This window comes from Phycicoccus duodecadis (assembly GCF_002846495.1).
GTDB lineage: Bacteria > Actinomycetota > Actinomycetes > Actinomycetales > Dermatophilaceae > Phycicoccus > Phycicoccus duodecadis.
This window is the reverse complement of sequence record NZ_PJNE01000001.1, coordinates 2,201,872-2,217,833: the sequence shown is the minus strand read 5'-3', so window position 1 is coordinate 2,217,833 and position 15,962 is coordinate 2,201,872. Positions and strand designations below refer to the sequence as shown.

Genomic DNA, 15,962 nt, shown 5'->3' with positions numbered 1-15,962 from the left:
GCCTGCACGGACGCCCCACCCGGGGAGGCGACCCACCCGTCCCCCGGGTCGTCGAACAGCGTCGTCGCAGGTCACAGACCTGAGTCACTCCAGCAGAACCACCACGGGATGCTTCTCCCGCTCACCTGATAATACCCACAGGATGGTTCCGGGCGACGGCGGCCGGAGGCGACGGGCCCGGCCTCCGGGCACCGCCACGGGACGGCTCAGCGGCCGAGCAGGGCCTCGCGCAGCACGTCGAGCCCGACCGAGCCGACGTCGAGCGCGCGCCGGTGGAAGGCCTGCAACGAGAAGTCGCCGCCCTCACGGGCCGCCGTCTCCTCGCGCAGCTGCATCCAGAGCCGCTCGCCGATCTTGTAGCTCGGGGCCTGGCCCGGCCACCCCAGGTAGCGGTCGAGCTCGAAGCGCAGGGTGCCCTCGTCGTTGTTGGCGTGCGCGCGCAGGAACGCCCAGGCCTTGTCGTAGGTCCAGTCGCCGCCGCCCACCTCGGCCGGCGCCGCGAAGCCGCAGTGCACCCCGATGTCGATGACGACCCGCGCTGCCCGCAGCGACTGCGCGTCGAGCATCCCCAGGTACATGCCCGGGTCGTCGAGGTAGCCCAGCTCGGCCATCAGCCGCTCGGCGTACAGGGCCCAGCCCTCGCCGTGGCCGCTGACCCAGCACATCATCCGGCGCCAGCGGTTGAGGGTCTCGCGGCGGTGGATGGTCTGCGCGACCTGGAGGTGATGGCCGGGCACCCCCTCGTGGTAGACGGTGGTGAGCTCCTTCCAGGTGGAGAACTCGGTGACGCCCTTGGGGACCGACCACCACATCCGCCCCGGACGCGAGAAGTCGTCGCTGGGCCCCGTGTAGTAGATGCCGCCGGTCTGGGTCGGGGCGATGCGGCACTCGATGGTGCGCACCGGCTCGGGGATGTCGAAGTGCCGCCCCGCCATGTCGGCGATGACCTCGTCGGCGCGCTCCTGCATCCAGTCGCGCAGCGCGTCGGTGCCGCGCAGCAGGTAGTCCTCGTCGTGGTCGAGGTGCTCCGTGGCCGCGGCCACCCCGCCGCCGGGCAGGATGCGCTCGGCGGTGCGCTCCATGTCGGCGCGGATGCGGGCCAGCTCCTCCTGGCCCCAGGCGTAGGTCTCCTCGAGGTCGACGGTGGCGCCCAGGAAGGTCCGCGACGCCAGCTGGTAGCGCTCGCGGCCGGCGGCGTCCGAGGTCGGCGCCCGGTCGAGCAGCGAGGTCGTGATCTCCTCGCCGAGACGGCGGTAGGCCGCGGCGGCGCCGTCGACCGCGCGGCGCAGGTCGGCGCTCACGGCGTCGCCGAGGGGGCGCCCGGCCGCCGAGGCGCCCGCCAGGAAGCCGGCGAAGAACCCGTCGTCGGCGGTGAGGTCGCGGCACTGGCGCGCGCAGGACTCGACCTGGCGGCGGGGCGTCACCAGGCCGCGGTCGGCCGACTCCCGCAGGGTGGCGGCGTACTGCTCGAGCGCGCGTGGCACCTCGCCCAGCCGGGCGGCGATGGTGGCCCAGTCGTCCTCGGTGGCGGTGGGCATCAGGTCGAAGACGTCGCGGCAGCCCTGGAGGGGCGAGGCGATGACGTTGAGCGCCATCCGGTCGTAGCCGGCCTCGTGGGTCTCGAGGGCCAGGCCCAGACGCTCGCGCATCGCCGCGACGGTGACCTGGTCGACGTCGTCGACGGCCTCGACCGCGTCCAGGCGGGCCAGGGTGGCCCGGGCGATCTCGGCGTGGTGCGCGTAGCCCTCGGGGGAGAGGTCGTCGAGCTCGCGGTCACGCCCGGGGACGCCGAGATAGGTCGCCTCGATCGGGCTGGCGGCCACGACCGCGTCGAAGTGGGCCTCGGCCACGGCGTCGACGGCGGTGCGCGGCCGGGCGGGCGTCGCGGGGTGCTGCGGTGCGTGCTGGCGGCTCGGGTCGGTCACCCTGTGGACGCTACCGGAGGGGCGCGGCCGGCGGCTCGTGGTGAGGGGCCGGGCCGGGGAGGCATAGCCTCTGGCCATGGACGCACGCGTGAGGTCGGTCAACGTCGGGCACGGGCGCGAGGGCATCGGGAGCAGGGGGCGGACCACCGGCATCGACAAGCGAGCCGTCGCGAGCATCGAGGTGCGCGACCCCGGGCCGAAGAAGGGCGGCCTCGGCAGCGGGGTCGTCGGCGACGACGTCCTGAACCACAAGCACCACGGCGGCACCCGGCAGGCCGTCTACGCCGTGGCCCGCGAGGAGCTCGACCACTGGGCCGCCGAGATCGGCCGGCCCCTCTCCGACGGCACCTTCGGCGAGAACCTGACCACCGAGGGCCTCGACCCCGACGGCGCCCTGGTCGGCGAGCGCTGGCAGGTGGGCGAGACGGTGCTCGAGGTGTGCGGGCCGCGGGTGCCCTGTGCGAACTTCGCGGCCTGGATGGGCGAGAAGGGCTGGGTCCGCCGGTTCGTCGAGCACGGGCGGCCCGGCGCCTACCTCGCGGTCGTGACGCCCGGCACCATCCGGCCCGGTGACACGGTGACGGTGCTCGAGCGGCCGGCGCACGGCATCACGGTCTCGATGGTGCTGGCCGCCTGGTTCGGCGACGACACCACCGCCCGCATCGTGCTCGATGCCGGTGTGCTGGGCGAGGACGACCACGCCGAGCTCGCGAAGGCCACGTCCCCCGAACGTGTGTGAACACGCCGGGGATTCCGCGGCGTGTTCACACACGTTCGGGGAAGGCGACGAGGGGTCAGCCGCGGTAGGTCGTGCTCCACGCGCTGGGGCCCGGGTCGTGCCGGCCGCGCAGCAGGGTGCGGTGCGAGGCCCAGGTCGAGCCGCCCTCCGGCTGCTCGTCGGAGGCGCCGCCCGAGGCCGCCAGGACGGCGATGACGGCCGCGACCTCCTCGGGGGTCGCGGCGCCCTCGATGCGCACCGCGGGCTCGGGTTCTCCTGGGCTCTGCGCCTGCGAAGAGGTCATAGGGGGATGTTCCCGTGCTTCTTGGGGGGCAGGGTCTCGCGCTTGGTGCGCAGGGCCCGCAGCGCCTTGGTGACGTTCATCCGGGTGTTCGACGGCGTGATGACGGTGTCGACGTACCCGCGCTCGGCGGCGACGTAGGGGTTGGCCAGCGCGTCCTCGTACTGCTGGATGAACGCCGCGCGCGCCTCCTCGACCGACTCGCCCCGCTCCTCGGCGGCCGCGAGCTCCTTGCGGTACAGGATGTTGACGGCGCCCTGCGCCCCCATGACCGCGATCTGGGCGGTGGGCCACGCGAGGTTGATGTCGGCCCCGAGGTGCTTGGACCCCATCACGTCGTAGGCGCCGCCGTAGGCCTTGCGGGTGATGACGGTGACCAGCGGCACGGTGGCCTCGGCGTAGGCGTAGATGAGCTTGGCGCCGCGCCGGATGATGCCGTCCCACTCCTGGCCGGTGCCGGGGAGGAAGCCGGGGACGTCGACGAAGGTCAGCACCGGCACGTTGAACGCGTCGCAGGTGCGCACGAAGCGGGCGGCCTTCTCGGAGGCGTCGATGTCGAGGGTGCCGGCGAGCTGCATCGGGTTGTTGGCGACCACCCCCACCGAACGCCCCTCGACCCGGCCGAAGCCGACGACCAGGTTGGGCGCGAAGAGGGGCTGCACCTCGAGGAACTCGCCGTCGTCGACGACCCGCTCGATGACCTCGTGCATGTCGTAGGGGACGTTCGGGGAGTCCGGGATGATGGTGTCGAGGTAGCGGTCGTCGTCGGTGACGTCGAGGTCGAGCTCGCCGCCGAACACCGGGGGGTCCTCGAGGTTGTTGCTCGGCAGGTACGACAGCAGCGCCTTGACGTACTCGACCGCGTCCTCTTCGTCGGTGCCCATGTAGTGGGCCACGCCGGAGCGGGTGTTGTGGGTCTTGGCGCCGCCGAGCTCCTCCATCCCGACGTCCTCGCCGGTGACCGTCTTGATGACGTCGGGCCCGGTGATGAACATGTGCGAGGTCTGGTCGACCATGACGGTGAAGTCGGTGACGGCGGGGGAGTAGACGGCCCCGCCCGCACACGGGCCCATGATCAGGGAGATCTGCGGGATGACGCCGGACGCGTGCACGTTGCGGCGGAAGATCTCGCCGTACAGCCCGAGCGAGACCACCCCCTCCTGGATACGCGCCCCGCCGGAGTCGTTCAGGCCCACCACCGGGCAGCCGACCTTCATCGCGAAGTCCATGACCTTGGTGATCTTCTCGCCGAAGACCTCGCCCAGCGAGCCGCCGAACACGGTGAAGTCCTGGGCGAACACGGCTACGGTCCGCCCGTCGACGGTGCCGTAGCCGGTGACCACGCCGTCGCCGTAGGGCCGGTTCGCCTGCTGGCCGAAGGCGCTCGCGCGGTGGCGCGCGTACTTGTCCATCTCGACGAAGGAACCCTCGTCCAGGAGCAGCTCGAGGCGCTCGCGCGCGGTCTTCTTGCCGCGGGCGTGCTGCTTCTCGACGGCCCGCTCCGAGCCCGCGTTGGCCACCTCGGCCACCCGGCGCTTGAGGTCGGCGAGCTTGCCGGCGGTCGTGGTGACGTCGATGTCGTCCGGGACGTCGGTCCCGCCGAGCGCGTGCGTGTCGCTGGACATGGCGGTGACTCTAGCCTTGGGCGCGTGCCCCGGCCCGAGTCCCCGCGACCCCTCGACGCGTTCTCCGTCACACCCGGCGAGCCCTGGCTCCCGGTCGAGGTGCACGAGCGGCTGGGGTCCACCAACGACACCCTGCGCGAGGCCCCGGAGCCCTGGCGCGTGGTCGTGGCCGAGGTCCAGGAGAACGGTCGGGGGCGGCTCGGGCGGGTCTGGACGACGACGCCCGGCACGGCGCTCGCGGTGTCGGTGTGCGTCCCGGTGCCGGCGTCCGGCGCCTCGTGGGTGCCGCTGTTCGTGGGGCTGGCGGTGGCCCGGGCGGTGGCCGACGTCGGTGGGCCGGCGACCGCGCTGAAGTGGCCCAACGACGTGCTGGTCCCCGCCGACGGCGACCGCAAGCTGGCCGGTGTCCTCTGCGAGTGGACCGCCCGCGGGGTCGTCGCCGGCGTGGGGGTCAACGTCGACACCGCCCGCGCTGACCTGCCGCTCGACACGGCCACCTCGCTGCGCGCCGCCGGGCACCCCGGGGTGGACCGCGCGGTGCTGCTCACCCGCTACCTCGTACGGCTGGCCGAGGTCCTGCGCGCCGACACCGGGCCGGCCGGCCCGTCCGCCGAGGCCTACCGCGACGCGTGCGCCACGGTGGGCCGCGACGTCGAGGTCCACGAACCCGGCGGGACGGTGCGGCAGGGAAGGGCGACAGGCGTCGACGCGACCGGCAGACTGACCGTGCGCACGGACGCCGGGCCGGTCCGGGTCTCCGCGGGCGACGTCGTCCACGTGCGCGCCCGGTGATCTCGCGAGAGGAGGGCACGATGACCGCCGACGACGCCGACGAGCCCGACGGCACCGCATCCGCGCCGTCCTCACGGGCGCCGTCCTCACGGGGCCCGGCCGAGCTGCCCGAGAGCGTCGAACGCCTGCTGCTGGGCCGCTCGGCCTCCATGGCGCGCGACGAGGTCAGCGCCAGCGCGGGGGTCGACCCCGCGGCCGCCCGCCGGTTCTGGCACGCCATGGGGTTCCAGGTCGTCGAGGACGACGAGGCGATGTTCACCGAGGCCGACCGCGAGGCCCTGGGCCGGGTCACGGCGATGGTGCGCGAGGGCCGGGTCAGCGAGGAGCTGGCCCTCGGGATGACGCGGGCCTTCGCGCGGACCGCCGACCGGCTCGCCGTGTGGCAGACCCAGCTGGTGGCCGAGTCGCTGGCGCCACCGTTCTCGGAGGAGCTCGAGGGGAAGGACAGCCGCTCGGTGCCGGCCCCCGACATCGCCGCCGACGCCGCCGCCCTGCTGGCCCGCACCATCGACGAGATCGAGCCGCTGCTGGTCTACGTCTGGCGGCGCCACCTGACCAACGCGGTACAGCGCATGCTGGCCGATGCCGACCCCGCCGTCAGCTCCGACCCCTCGGCCCCGGTGCGGGCCGTCGGGTTCGCCGACCTCGTGGCCTTCACCTCCTTCGTGCGCCGGATGAGCGAGCGCCAGCTGGCCCGGCTGGTGCAGCACTTCGAGCTGCTGGCGAGCGACGTCGTGGCCGAGCACGGGGGACGCGTCATCAAGACGGTGGGCGACGAGGTGCTGTTCGTGCACACCGAGGCGGCCGCCGCCTCGGCGATCGCCCTCGACCTGGTCGACGCCATGGCCGAGGACGAGCTGCTGCCGCCGGTGCGGGTCGGGCTGGCCCACGGCCGGGTGGTCTCGCGGCTCGGCGACGTCTTCGGGATGACGGTCAACAAGGCCAGCCGGATCACGGCCGTCACGCCCTCGGGCACGGTCTTCGTCGACGACGCGATGGCGCGCGCGCTGGGCTCGGTGTCGGGGTTCTCGGCCATCGAGCGGCGGCGCCGGATGCTGCGCGGCATCGGCGTGGTCACCCTCCACGAGCTGCGACGCGCGCCGGGTGGGCGCCGTCCCTCCGTGCCCGGCGACGGATCGTGACTACGATCCCCCCATGACCAAGGTGCTCCTGGCCGAGGACGATCCTGCGATCTCCGACCCGCTCGCCCGCGCGCTCCGGCGGGAGGGCTACGAGGTCGAGGTGTGCACCGACGGCGAGTCCGCGCTCGAGCACGCCCTGCGCACCCCCGACCTCGTCGTCCTCGACCTGGGGCTCCCGAAGATGGACGGCCTCGAGGTGTGCCGCCGCCTGCGCCAGGAGGGCAGCAGCGTCCCCGTCCTGGTGCTCACCGCGCGCGCCGACGAGGTCGACACCGTGGTCGGTCTCGACGCCGGGGCCGACGACTACGTCACCAAGCCGTTCCGCCTGGCCGAGCTCCTGGCCCGCGCCCGGGCGCTGCTGCGGCGCGGGGTCGCCGACCCCAGCGAGTCCGACGAGGAGCCGCTGCTCGACATCGACCCCGAGGGCCGGCGGGTGTTCCTGCGCGGCGAGGAGGTGCAGCTGACGGGCAAGGAGTTCGAGCTGCTGCGCGTCCTGGTCGCGAACCAGGGCAAGGTCGTCTCGCGCGAGAAGCTCATGCGCGACGTCTGGGACAGCGCCTGGTACGGCTCGACCAAGACCCTGGACATGCACATCTCGGTACTCCGCCGGAAGCTCGGCGACGACGCGGCCCACCCCCGGTACATCACGACGATCCGGGGGCTCGGCTTCCGCTTCGACGCCCCGGACGAGTAGCGGGTCCGATGCGCCGCATCGTCCTGACCGTGGCTCTCTCCGCGGTCGCCGCGTCCTTCGGGGCCGTCGCCCTGGCGCTGGTCGTGCTGGTCCTGCGGGGCGGCCTCGCGGCGGACGTCGTCGTCGCCCCGTGGTGGGTCCTCGTCCTCGCCGCGGTCGCCGCCGTCCTGCTCGCCCTCGTGGTGGCGGTGTGGATGGCCGAGCGCACCGTCCTGCGCCTCGACGGCCTGGTCCGGACCCTGCGCCAGCGCGCCGACCGGCTGGCCGCGGGCGACACCCGGCCGGTCCCGCTCACCTCCGGCATCGAGGAGCTCGACCGGCTCGACGCCGCGCTGGTGCGCGGCGCCCAGCAGGGGGCCAAGCGCCTGGCGTCCGAGCGCGACTTCGCGGCCGACGCCTCGCACCAGCTGCGCACGCCCCTGACCGCGCTCCTGATGCGCCTCGAGGAGATCTCGACCACCGAGGACCTCGAGGTCGTGGCCGAGGAGTCCGCCATCGCCATCGGGCAGGTCGAGCGGCTGAGCAAGGTCGTCGACGACCTGATGGGCCGGGCGCGCAGCGGCGTCGAGGCGAGCCCGTCGGTCTCGCTCGACTCGGTGCTCGCCTCGCTGCAGCGCGAGTGGCAGCCGCCGTTCGCCTCGGCGCGGCGCAGCATCCACGTCAGCGGGGAGCGCGGCCTCCTGGTGCGCGCCACGCCGGTGGCGCTGGGCCAGATCCTCACCACGCTGCTCGAGAACTCCCTGGCCTACGGGCGGGGGACGGTCGAGATCAGCGCCCGGCGCGCGGGGCCCTCGGTCGTCATCGAGGTCAGCGACACCGGCGACGGCGTCTCGCCGGCCCTGGCGCCGCACATCTTCGAGCGGTCGGTGTCGTCGTCGGGCTCCGGGCTGGGTCTGTCACTGGCCCGCGACCTGGCGGAGGCCGCGGGCGGCCGCCTGGAGCTGGCGCGGGCGACGCCCCCGGTGTTCGCGCTCTTCCTCTCCACCGGCGACCGCGACTGACCACTCGCCGGGCGGGCGGGGCGGACGGGGCGGCCGCGACGGGCGACCGCGACGGGCGGTCGGGCCCGGACCGTCAGAGCGGCTCGCGGGCGAAGACGAACCTGCGGTACGCCCAGAACCGGAACAGCGTGCCGAGACCGATGCCGACCACGGTCGAGACGTTGTCGGCGAGCCGCGAGGTGTAGCCGAGACCGTAGTGCGAGGCCGCGAGGGTCAGGGCCGAGATGCCGAGCGCCACGAGGTTGACGCCGAAGAAGAGGCCGACCTCGTGGTGCACCGGCCGGCTGCGGCGGTGCCGGAAGGTCCACTGCCGGTTGCCGACCCACGCCACGAGGGTGGCCACCGCGCCGGAGATGAGCTTGGCCGTGGTGACCTTGTCCTCGAGCACGGTGTGCCACAGGATGTTGGCCAGCCCGAGGTCGACCACGAACGCGAGAGCGCCGATGACGCCGAACTTGATGACCTCGCGGTAGAGCGCGCTGACGGCACCCCGGCCGGCGTCGAGGACGCGGCCGACGAGTCCCCGCGGCGGGGCGTCCTGGGCGGTCACCGGTGCAGCCTACTGATCCCGGCTGGATATCCTCGCGGGGTGACCACCCCTCGCCGCGCGCCCGGAGGCTTCCCCGTCGTCGGCATCGTGGGGGGTGGGCAGCTCGCGCGGATGTGCGCCGGGCCGGCCGCCGAGCTGGGCATCACCCTCAGTGTGCTGGCCGAGGCGCCCGACGCCGCGGCCGCCCTGGTCGTCCCCAGCGCCCCGGTCGGCGAGCACACCGACCTCGAGGCCGTCCGCCGCTTCGCCGCCGCGTGCGACGTGGTGACCTTCGACCACGAGCACGTGCCGCAGGACGTCCTGGCCGCCCTCGTGGCCGACGGGGTGGCGGTGCACCCGACGCCGGAGGCGCTGCGCCACGCGCAGGACAAGCTGGCGATGCGCGCCCGGCTCGGCGCGCTGGGGGTGCCCTGCCCGCGCTGGGTGCGCGCCGACACCGCCGCCGACGTCACCGCCTTCGGCGAGGCGGTCGGATGGCCGGTCGTGGCCAAGACCCCGGTCGGCGGCTACGACGGCAAGGGCGTGCGCGTGGTGGCCTCGGCCGGCGAGCTCGACGACTGGCTCGAACGGGCGGCGATGGCCGGCACCGGGCTGCTGCTCGAGGAGCGGGTGCCGTTCCGCCGTGAGCTGGCCGTGCTGCTGGCGCGCAGCCCGTCGGGCCAGGCGGCGGTGTGGCCGGTGGTCGAGACCGTGCAGACCGACGGCATCTGCACCGAGGTGCTCGCGCCCGCGCCGGCGCTCGACCCCGACCTGGGATCCCGGGCGGTGGCCGCCGCCCTGCGGGTGGCCGGCGAGCTCGGCGTCACCGGGGTGCTCGCGGTCGAGCTCTTCGAGACGGTGGACGCCGACGGGGCACCGGCCTTCGTGGTCAACGAGCTGGCGATGCGCCCGCACAACTCCGGGCACTGGTCGATGGACGGCGCCGTGACCGGGCAGTTCGAGCAGCACCTGCGCGCGGTGCTCGACCTGCCCCTGGGCTCGCCCAGCCCGCACGCGCCGTGGACGGTCATGGCCAACGTGCTCGGCGGCGACTACCCCGAGCTCTACCCCGCCTATCGGCACGTCATGGCGCGCGACCCCGGCGTCAAGGTGCACCTGTACGGCAAGGGCGTACGGCCCGGCCGCAAGATCGGGCACGTCAACGTGTCGGGCGCCGACCTGGCCGACCTGCGCGAGCGGGCCGGGCACGCGGCCGACTACCTGCGAGGAGTGGTGACCGAGTGAGCAGCGAACAGCAGACGTCGTCGGGCGGGGCGGCGGACCGGGCCGCCGCCGGTGGGGGTGGTGCGCCCGTGGTCGGCGTGGTGATGGGGTCCGACTCCGACTGGCCCGTGATGGAGGCCGCGGTGCTGGCCCTCGACGAGCTCGGGGTCGCGTGCGAGGTCGACGTCGTGTCGGCCCACCGGATGCCCGAGGAGATGCTCGAGTACGGGCGGACGGCGGCCTCCCGCGGCCTGCGGGTCCTGGTCGCGGGGGCCGGCGGGGCCGCGCACCTGCCCGGCATGCTGGCGTCGGTCACGTCGCTGCCGGTCATCGGCGTGCCGGTGCCGCTCGCGTACCTCGACGGGATGGACTCGCTGCTCTCGATCGTGCAGATGCCCGCCGGGGTGCCGGTGGCGACGGTCTCGGTGGGCGGCGCGCGCAATGCCGGGCTGCTCGCGGCCCGCATCCTCGGGGCCGGCGAGGGCGCCGAGGCCGCGCGGCTGCGCGGTGCGATGGACGCCTTCCGTGGGGCGCTGCGCGACCAGGCGCACGCCAAGGGGGCCGCGCTGCGCGAGCGCCGGCGCTCCTGAGGCCGGCGCAGGGGCCCGCGTCCCGGCATCCCCGTCCCCGGGGGTGCCGACGCAAGGGTTGTGCCACGAGACCCCGGCTGGCAGGTCTTGTCCGGTGACCTTTTCGGGGTCACCCCGAAAAGCCGAGGGCCCCGGCGGGGAGGGTCAGCGCTGCATGCCGTCGCTGCGCAGCTTGGGCCACTCCATCTTGGGGCAGGTGTCCATGACGACGGCGAGCCCGGCCTCGCGGGCACGAGCCGCCGCGGCCTGGTCGACCACCCCCACCTGCATCCAGACCGCGTCGAGCTGGAGGCGGTCCTTGTGGGCGATGGCGTCGTCGACGACGGCCCCCACCCGGGTGGAGTTCACGAAGCAGTCGACGACCTTGAGGTCCTGGTCGGGGATGTCGGCCAGCGAGGCGTAGCCCGGATACCCGTGCACCTCCTCGGCGCGGGGGTGGACCGCGACGATGGGCTTGCCGAGCTCGACGGTCAGCCACTGGCTCACCGACCAGGCCGGGCGCCGCGCGTTGGTGGAGAGCCCCACCACCGCCCACACGCCGGGGTCCATGAGCAGCTCACGGATGAGGTCGGGGTCGTTCTGGTGCCGCAGTGCGCCCATACCGTCCATCATGCCCGTTCGCCGAGGTCCGAAACAGAGGATCCGGGAGGGGCGGCGAGGCTGGCGAGGGCGGCCGGAGGGATGCTCCGCCGGTGCCTCAGTCGTTGCCGAACAGGTCGCGGGTGTAGACCCGCTCCTCGACGTCGTGCAGCTCGGGCACCAGGCGGTTGGCCACGATGACGTCGCTGCGCGCCTTGAGCTCCTCGAGCGAGACCACCGGCGAGCCGAAGAAGGTCGGCGCGTCGAGCTCGGGCTCGTGCACGATCACCTCGACGCCCTTGGCCTTGATCCGCTTCATCACGCCCTGCACGCTGCTGGAGCGGAAGTTGTCGGAGCCGGACTTCATGACCAGCCGGTGGATGCCGACGACCCGCGGGCCGCGGGCCAGCACCTCGGAGGCGATGAAGTCCTTGCGGGTGGTGTTGGCGTCGACGATCGCGCTGATCAGGGTCTGCGGGACCGCGGCGTAGTTGGCCAGCAGCTGCTTGGTGTCCTTGGGCAGGCAGTACCCGCCGTAGCCGAAGCTGGGGTTGTTGTAGTGCATGCCGATACGCGGGTCGAGGCCGACGCCGTCGATGATCTGGCGGGTGTCGAGCCCGTGCGTGGCGGCGTAGGTGTCGAGCTCGTTGAAGTACGCGACCCGCATCGCCAGGTAGGTGTTGGCGAACAGCTTGATGGCCTCGGCCTCGGTACTGTCGGTGAGCAGCACTGGGACGTCGTCGTCGAGCGCGGCGTCGGCCAGCAGCCGGGCGAAGGCCGCCCCCTGCGGCCCGCGGTCACCGACGACGATCCGCGAGGGGTGCAGGTTGTCGTGCAGTGCCCGCCCCTCGCGCAGGAACTCGGGCGAGAAGACCACCCGGTCGGTGCCCAGCCGCTCGCGCAGCCCGGCCGTGAACCCCACCGGGACCGTGGACTTCACGACCGCGGTGGCGTCGGGCGCCAGCCGGCGCACGTCGGCGACGACCTGCTCGACCGTGCTGGTGTCGAAGTAGTTGGTGCGCTCGTCGTAGTTCGTCGGCGTGGCGACCACCACGAACTCGGCGTCGCGGTAGGCGGCCTCCTTGTCGGTGGTCGCGGTCAGCCGCAGGCCGCCACCGGCCAGGTGCTCCTCGATGTCGGGGTCGTGGATCGGGCTGCGCCCGGCCCGGATGAGCTCCACCCGCGAGGCGTCGATGTCGTACGCGACGACGTCGTGCTGACGGGCGAGGAGGACGGCGAGCGAGAGGCCGACGTAGGACGTGCCGACGACGCAGATCGTGGAAGCCACGACACCAGCCTAGGGCCGCGGACCGGTGCCCCCCGTCGGCGCCGGCCCGTGCGGCATGATCGTGAGGACCCCCACACATTCGAGGAGCACGCATGAAGTTCGGACTGTTCGTCCCGCAGGGCTGGCGGCACGACCTGGTCGGGATCGACCCCGCCCAGCACTGGGGCGTCATGGCGGGGCTCGCCCGCCGGGCCGACGGCATCGAGGGCTGGACCTCGATCTGGGTCTACGACCACTTCCACCCCGTGCCGCGCCCCACCGAGGAGGGCGTGCACGAGGCGTGGTCGCTGATGGCGGCCTTCGCGGGCGTCACCGGCCGGGTCCGTCTCGGCCAGATGTGCACCTGCATGTCCTACCGCGAGCCGACCTACCTGGCGAAGGTGGCGGCCACCGTCGACGCCATCTCCGAGGGTCGCCTCGAGATGGGCATCGGCGCGGGCTGGTACGAGCACGAGTGGCGCGCCTACGGCTACGGCTTCCCCAGCGCCGGGGAGCGGCTGGCCCGGCTGCGCGAGGGCGTCGAGATCATGCGCCAGATGTGGACCACCGGCCGCGCCACCCTCGGCGGCGAGCACTACCAGGTCGACGGCGCGATGTGTTTCCCGCAGCCGCTGCAGGGGACCGCGCAGCCCGGGAGCCAGGCCAACGGCATCCCGATGTGGATCGCCGGTGGCGGCGAGAAGAAGACCTTGCGCATCGCGGCCGAGTACGCCGACTACACCAACTTCGACGGCACGCCCGAGGGCTTCACCGCCAAGTCGGACATCCTGCGCGGCCACTGCGACGACATCGGGCGCGACTTCGCCACCATCGTGCGCAGCGCCAACTACAACGTCGTCATCGGCCGGGACGAGAAGGAGGTGGCCGACCGCATCGGGTGGATCCGCGACCACTACACGAACGCCGGGCTGCCCGAGGCCGTGGTCGACGAGACGGTGCGCTCGTTCGAGACCGGCCCCCTGGTCGGCACCCCGGAGCAGATCGTCGAGCGCCTGCGCGACCTCGAGCAGCGGGGGATGACCTACGCCATCACGTACTTCGTCGAGCAGGCCTACGACCTCTCCGGCGTCGAGCTGTTCGAGCGCGAGGTGATGCCCGAGCTCGGCGACGCCGAGCAGCACGGGCACCTCTGGCACCTGCTGCGCGGCGAGTGACCCGCGGGCGGTCGGCGCCGCGTCCGTCGTCCGACCCCCGCCCCGCACCGGACGTCGGCCGCGACCCCACACCGGGTCGCGGCCGACGGCGTCCCGCGGGTGTCAGGAGGCGATGCGGTAGGTGCCGAAGCCGGTGCCGACCACGACGGTGGCGCCGTTGTCGAACCGGCCGTCGCCGGTGCCCACGAACATCCAGACCTTGCCCGTGGCGTCCTTGGCGTAGACGACGGGGCTGACCCCGATCAGCTCGGGGCTGGTGAGCTGGGTGAACTTGCCCCAGCCGTTGCCGATCTTGACCCGCGCTCGGAAGCCGCCGCGGCCGTTGCCCGGGTAGAGCCAGAGGTAGCCGGTGGCCTTCTCGCGCGCGAGGATGTCGGCGGTGCCGTCGAGGTCGAAGTCGCCGCCGCCGAACACGCTGTCCATCGAGAGCCACGAGCTGCCGATCTTCACCCGGGCCCGCAGGCCGCCGAACCCGGTGCCCGGGTAGAGCCACAGGACCCCGGCCCGGTCGCGGGCCACCAGGTCGGCGCGGCCGTCGCCGTTCCAGTCGCCGGTGTCGACCAGGAGGTAGGAGCCCCACCCGCTGCCCAGGCGTGCCCGGGCGCCGACCTTGCCGGCGCCCCGGCCGGGGTAGAGCCAGAGGACGCCCGCGGCGTCGCGGCAGAGCAGGTCGGCGGTGTCGTCGCCGTTGAGGTCGCCGGCGACGAGGACGGCGTCGTAGATGCCGAAGCCGGTGCCGGTGAGCAGGCGCGGGCCCAGCTGCGCGGTGTCGGTGACGGGGTAGGTGTACAGCCCGCCCTTGCTGTCGAGCGCCAGCACGTCGCTGTTGCCGTCGAGCGCGAGCTGGGAGGTGCCCTTGGACAGCTGGCGCCGCACGTCGAAGCCCCAGAAGGCGCGGTTCCCGTCGCGAGGGGCCCCCAGGGGAGTGGCGTCGGGCGTGCCCGACGCGGGCTCCTCGACGATGGTGAAGGTGTCGTCGGAGGGGTCGTTGCGCGTGCCGGCGGTGTCGACCTCGACCCAGAAGATCCGGGTGCTGTGGTCGGCGGTCTGCGAGAAGCGGATCTGGCCGTAGATGGTCGAGGTGCTCTCGTGGTGGGCGACGACCTGGTTGTTCGCGCTCGGGATGAGGACCTTCAGGGCCGAGGTGGTGCCGTCGTCGGTGGTGAACCAGATGCGCAGGGCGGCGCCCTCGACCTCGGGGTCGCGCGCGCCGTCGGTGCCGGCGACCGGGACCGGCGTGCCACCGGCCGCCGGGATGGTCACGAGCGGGCCGGCGGCGCCGGCGCTGGCGGCGACGAGCGAGGAGGCACTGCGCCAGTCGGGCTGCACCAGACCGGCGGACCCGGCCACCACGGTGCGGGCGCCGGTGCGCACGTCGAGGACCCACAGGGAGGTGCCGTCAGCGGTGTACTCGGTGTAGGCGACGCGCGTGCCGTCGGGGGACCACTCGGCGTCGAGGGCGTCGACGGCCGGGGAGGACCGGGGCACGAGACGCTCGCGCAGCCGGGTCGTGACGTTGGAGACGGCCAGGGCGAGGTGGCCAGCCCCGTCGCCGACCGAGGAGGCGACCAGACGCCCGTCGGGCGAGAACGCCGGGTCGACGCCCTGGAGCGTCGTGTCGTCGGCGAGCGCGTACTCGTCCTGCAGCATCATCGCGCCCGGAGCCTGGAGACCGTCGTCGTAGGTGCCCGTGACGGCCTCGACCAGACCCCAGCCGTCGTAGGTGCTCATCGAGAGCGGGACGACGGACTCGCACGGGGTGCCGTCGGCGGCGACCAGGCGGTAGCCGAAGAGCCCGTGCGTGTCGATGCCGGTGTCGCGGAAGGAGGTGCCGGTGAGGCCCGTGGCCACCGTCTTCCAGGTGCCGCCGTCGCGCTGCCGGTCGAGCCGGTAGGGCCCGAAGCTCGTGTCCGACCAGGACACGGTGACCTGCGGGTCGTGGGAGAGGTTCTCGGTGAGGCCGATCGCGCTGCAGTCCGCCGCAGCGGCGGCCGAGAGGCGCGCTGCCGGGGCGGGGGCCACGGTGAGCCGGTCGGAGCCGGCCGCCGAGGGGCGGGGGCTCTCGGCCGCGCGACGGGCGGCGGCCGAGGCGGACAGGCCGGCGCCTGTCTCGGCCACGGCCCGGGCGGGGCCGGAGGGGCCCGGCGACGGCGCCGTCCGGGCGGTCGTCACCGCGGGCGTGGCGACGAGGGCAATGGCGGCGGCGGCACAGGCCGCGGATGCGCGCGCGAACGCGGAGTTCATGATGGTGGGCTCCCCTGGCTCGGTCGGCCGGGCCGCGGTACCGCCCGGTTGCGGGGAGGATAGCGCCCGGTGAGGACAGCCGCCGGGGATCGGCCGAACCGCGCCGGATGTGGCGTACGTCCACCCCGGGCGGGTACCCGTCCGGCCCGGGCTACC

At 73.9% G+C, this 15,962-nt stretch carries 15 protein-coding genes; 8 read left to right on the top strand and 7 right to left on the bottom strand.

What is annotated here, in order from left to right; genetic code table 11:
- Window positions 1–206: 206 nt before the first annotated feature.
- On the bottom strand, window positions 207–1,925 hold the full coding sequence (locus ATL31_RS10385) for a DUF885 domain-containing protein (protein ID WP_245862259.1): 1,719 nt from the start codon (window positions 1,923–1,925) through the stop codon (window positions 207–209).
- Between the two features lie 76 nt (window positions 1,926–2,001).
- Here ATL31_RS10385 and ATL31_RS10380 point away from each other — a divergent pair, with 76 nt between their 5' ends.
- Window positions 2,002–2,664: an MOSC domain-containing protein gene (locus tag ATL31_RS10380; RefSeq protein ID WP_101395702.1), complete on the top strand. Its 663-nt coding sequence runs from the start codon at window positions 2,002–2,004 to the stop codon at window positions 2,662–2,664.
- A 55-nt stretch (window positions 2,665–2,719) separates the two neighbouring features.
- Here the strand turns inward: ATL31_RS10380 and ATL31_RS10375 are convergent, their stop codons facing one another.
- Both ATL31_RS10375 and ATL31_RS10370 read right to left on the bottom strand, forming a co-directional pair.
- Window positions 2,720–2,947: an acyl-CoA carboxylase epsilon subunit gene (locus tag ATL31_RS10375; RefSeq protein WP_101395701.1), complete on the bottom strand. Its 228-nt coding sequence runs from the start codon at window positions 2,945–2,947 to the stop codon at window positions 2,720–2,722.
- Window positions 2,944–4,569, bottom strand: a complete 1,626-nt coding sequence (locus ATL31_RS10370; protein WP_101395700.1) for an acyl-CoA carboxylase subunit beta — start codon at window positions 4,567–4,569, stop codon at window positions 2,944–2,946. The genes ATL31_RS10375 and ATL31_RS10370 overlap by 4 nt, the downstream gene beginning before the upstream one ends.
- A 24-nt stretch (window positions 4,570–4,593) precedes the next feature.
- On the opposite strand from ATL31_RS10370, the gene ATL31_RS10365 reads away from it, so the two are divergent.
- Genes ATL31_RS10365 through ATL31_RS10350 form a run of 4 tightly spaced genes read left to right on the top strand, consistent with a single transcriptional unit; the run spans window position 4,594 to window position 8,198 of the window.
- Window positions 4,594–5,361 (top strand): biotin--[acetyl-CoA-carboxylase] ligase, encoded by a 768-nt coding sequence (locus tag ATL31_RS10365; protein ID WP_101395699.1) that lies wholly within the window; start codon window positions 4,594–4,596, stop codon window positions 5,359–5,361.
- A 20-nt stretch (window positions 5,362–5,381) separates the two neighbouring features.
- A complete protein-coding gene (locus tag ATL31_RS10360) occupies window positions 5,382–6,503 on the top strand; it encodes an adenylate/guanylate cyclase domain-containing protein (protein WP_101395698.1) in 1,122 nt (373 codons plus the stop codon).
- Window positions 6,504–6,516: 13 nt separating this feature from the next.
- The gene (locus ATL31_RS10355; protein ID WP_101395697.1) at window positions 6,517–7,197 is read left to right on the top strand and encodes a response regulator transcription factor; all 681 of its coding nucleotides are present in this window, start codon (window positions 6,517–6,519) and stop codon (window positions 7,195–7,197) included.
- Window positions 7,198–7,205: 8 nt separating this feature from the next.
- Complete coding sequence (locus ATL31_RS10350; RefSeq protein ID WP_101395696.1) at window positions 7,206–8,198, top strand: sensor histidine kinase; 993 nt, start codon at window positions 7,206–7,208, stop codon at window positions 8,196–8,198.
- A 73-nt stretch (window positions 8,199–8,271) separates the two neighbouring features.
- Here the strand turns inward: ATL31_RS10350 and ATL31_RS10345 are convergent, their stop codons facing one another.
- Window positions 8,272–8,748 carry a GtrA family protein gene (locus ATL31_RS10345; RefSeq protein WP_101395695.1) on the bottom strand — a complete coding sequence of 159 codons (477 nt, stop codon included), beginning with the start codon at window positions 8,746–8,748 and terminating at the stop codon, window positions 8,272–8,274.
- Window positions 8,749–8,787: 39 nt separating this feature from the next.
- On the opposite strand from ATL31_RS10345, the gene ATL31_RS10340 reads away from it, so the two are divergent.
- Both ATL31_RS10340 and purE read left to right on the top strand, forming a co-directional pair.
- Window positions 8,788–9,972, top strand: coding sequence for a 5-(carboxyamino)imidazole ribonucleotide synthase (locus ATL31_RS10340; RefSeq protein ID WP_101395694.1), 1,185 nt, complete (start codon window positions 8,788–8,790; stop codon window positions 9,970–9,972).
- A gap of 83 nt (window positions 9,973–10,055) precedes the next feature.
- Window positions 10,056–10,541 (top strand): 5-(carboxyamino)imidazole ribonucleotide mutase, encoded by a 486-nt coding sequence (purE, locus tag ATL31_RS10335; protein WP_101397498.1) that lies wholly within the window; start codon window positions 10,056–10,058, stop codon window positions 10,539–10,541.
- 144 nt (window positions 10,542–10,685) lie between these two features.
- On the opposite strand, the gene ATL31_RS10330 is transcribed toward purE, so the two are convergent.
- Together ATL31_RS10330 and ATL31_RS10325 are read right to left on the bottom strand one after the other, a co-directional pair.
- Window positions 10,686–11,141, bottom strand: coding sequence for a CoA-binding protein (locus ATL31_RS10330; protein WP_101395693.1), 456 nt, complete (start codon window positions 11,139–11,141; stop codon window positions 10,686–10,688).
- Between the two features lie 97 nt (window positions 11,142–11,238).
- On the bottom strand, window positions 11,239–12,408 hold the full coding sequence (locus ATL31_RS10325; protein ID WP_101395692.1) for a nucleotide sugar dehydrogenase: 1,170 nt from the start codon (window positions 12,406–12,408) through the stop codon (window positions 11,239–11,241).
- A 92-nt stretch (window positions 12,409–12,500) separates the two neighbouring features.
- Here ATL31_RS10325 and ATL31_RS10320 point away from each other — a divergent pair, with 92 nt between their 5' ends.
- Window positions 12,501–13,562, top strand: coding sequence for an LLM class F420-dependent oxidoreductase (locus ATL31_RS10320; RefSeq protein ID WP_101395691.1), 1,062 nt, complete (start codon window positions 12,501–12,503; stop codon window positions 13,560–13,562).
- 102 nt (window positions 13,563–13,664) lie between these two features.
- Here the strand turns inward: ATL31_RS10320 and ATL31_RS10315 are convergent, their stop codons facing one another.
- Window positions 13,665–15,806 (bottom strand): FG-GAP repeat domain-containing protein, encoded by a 2,142-nt coding sequence (locus ATL31_RS10315; protein ID WP_143598376.1) that lies wholly within the window; start codon window positions 15,804–15,806, stop codon window positions 13,665–13,667.
- Window positions 15,807–15,962: the final 156 nt, after the last annotated feature.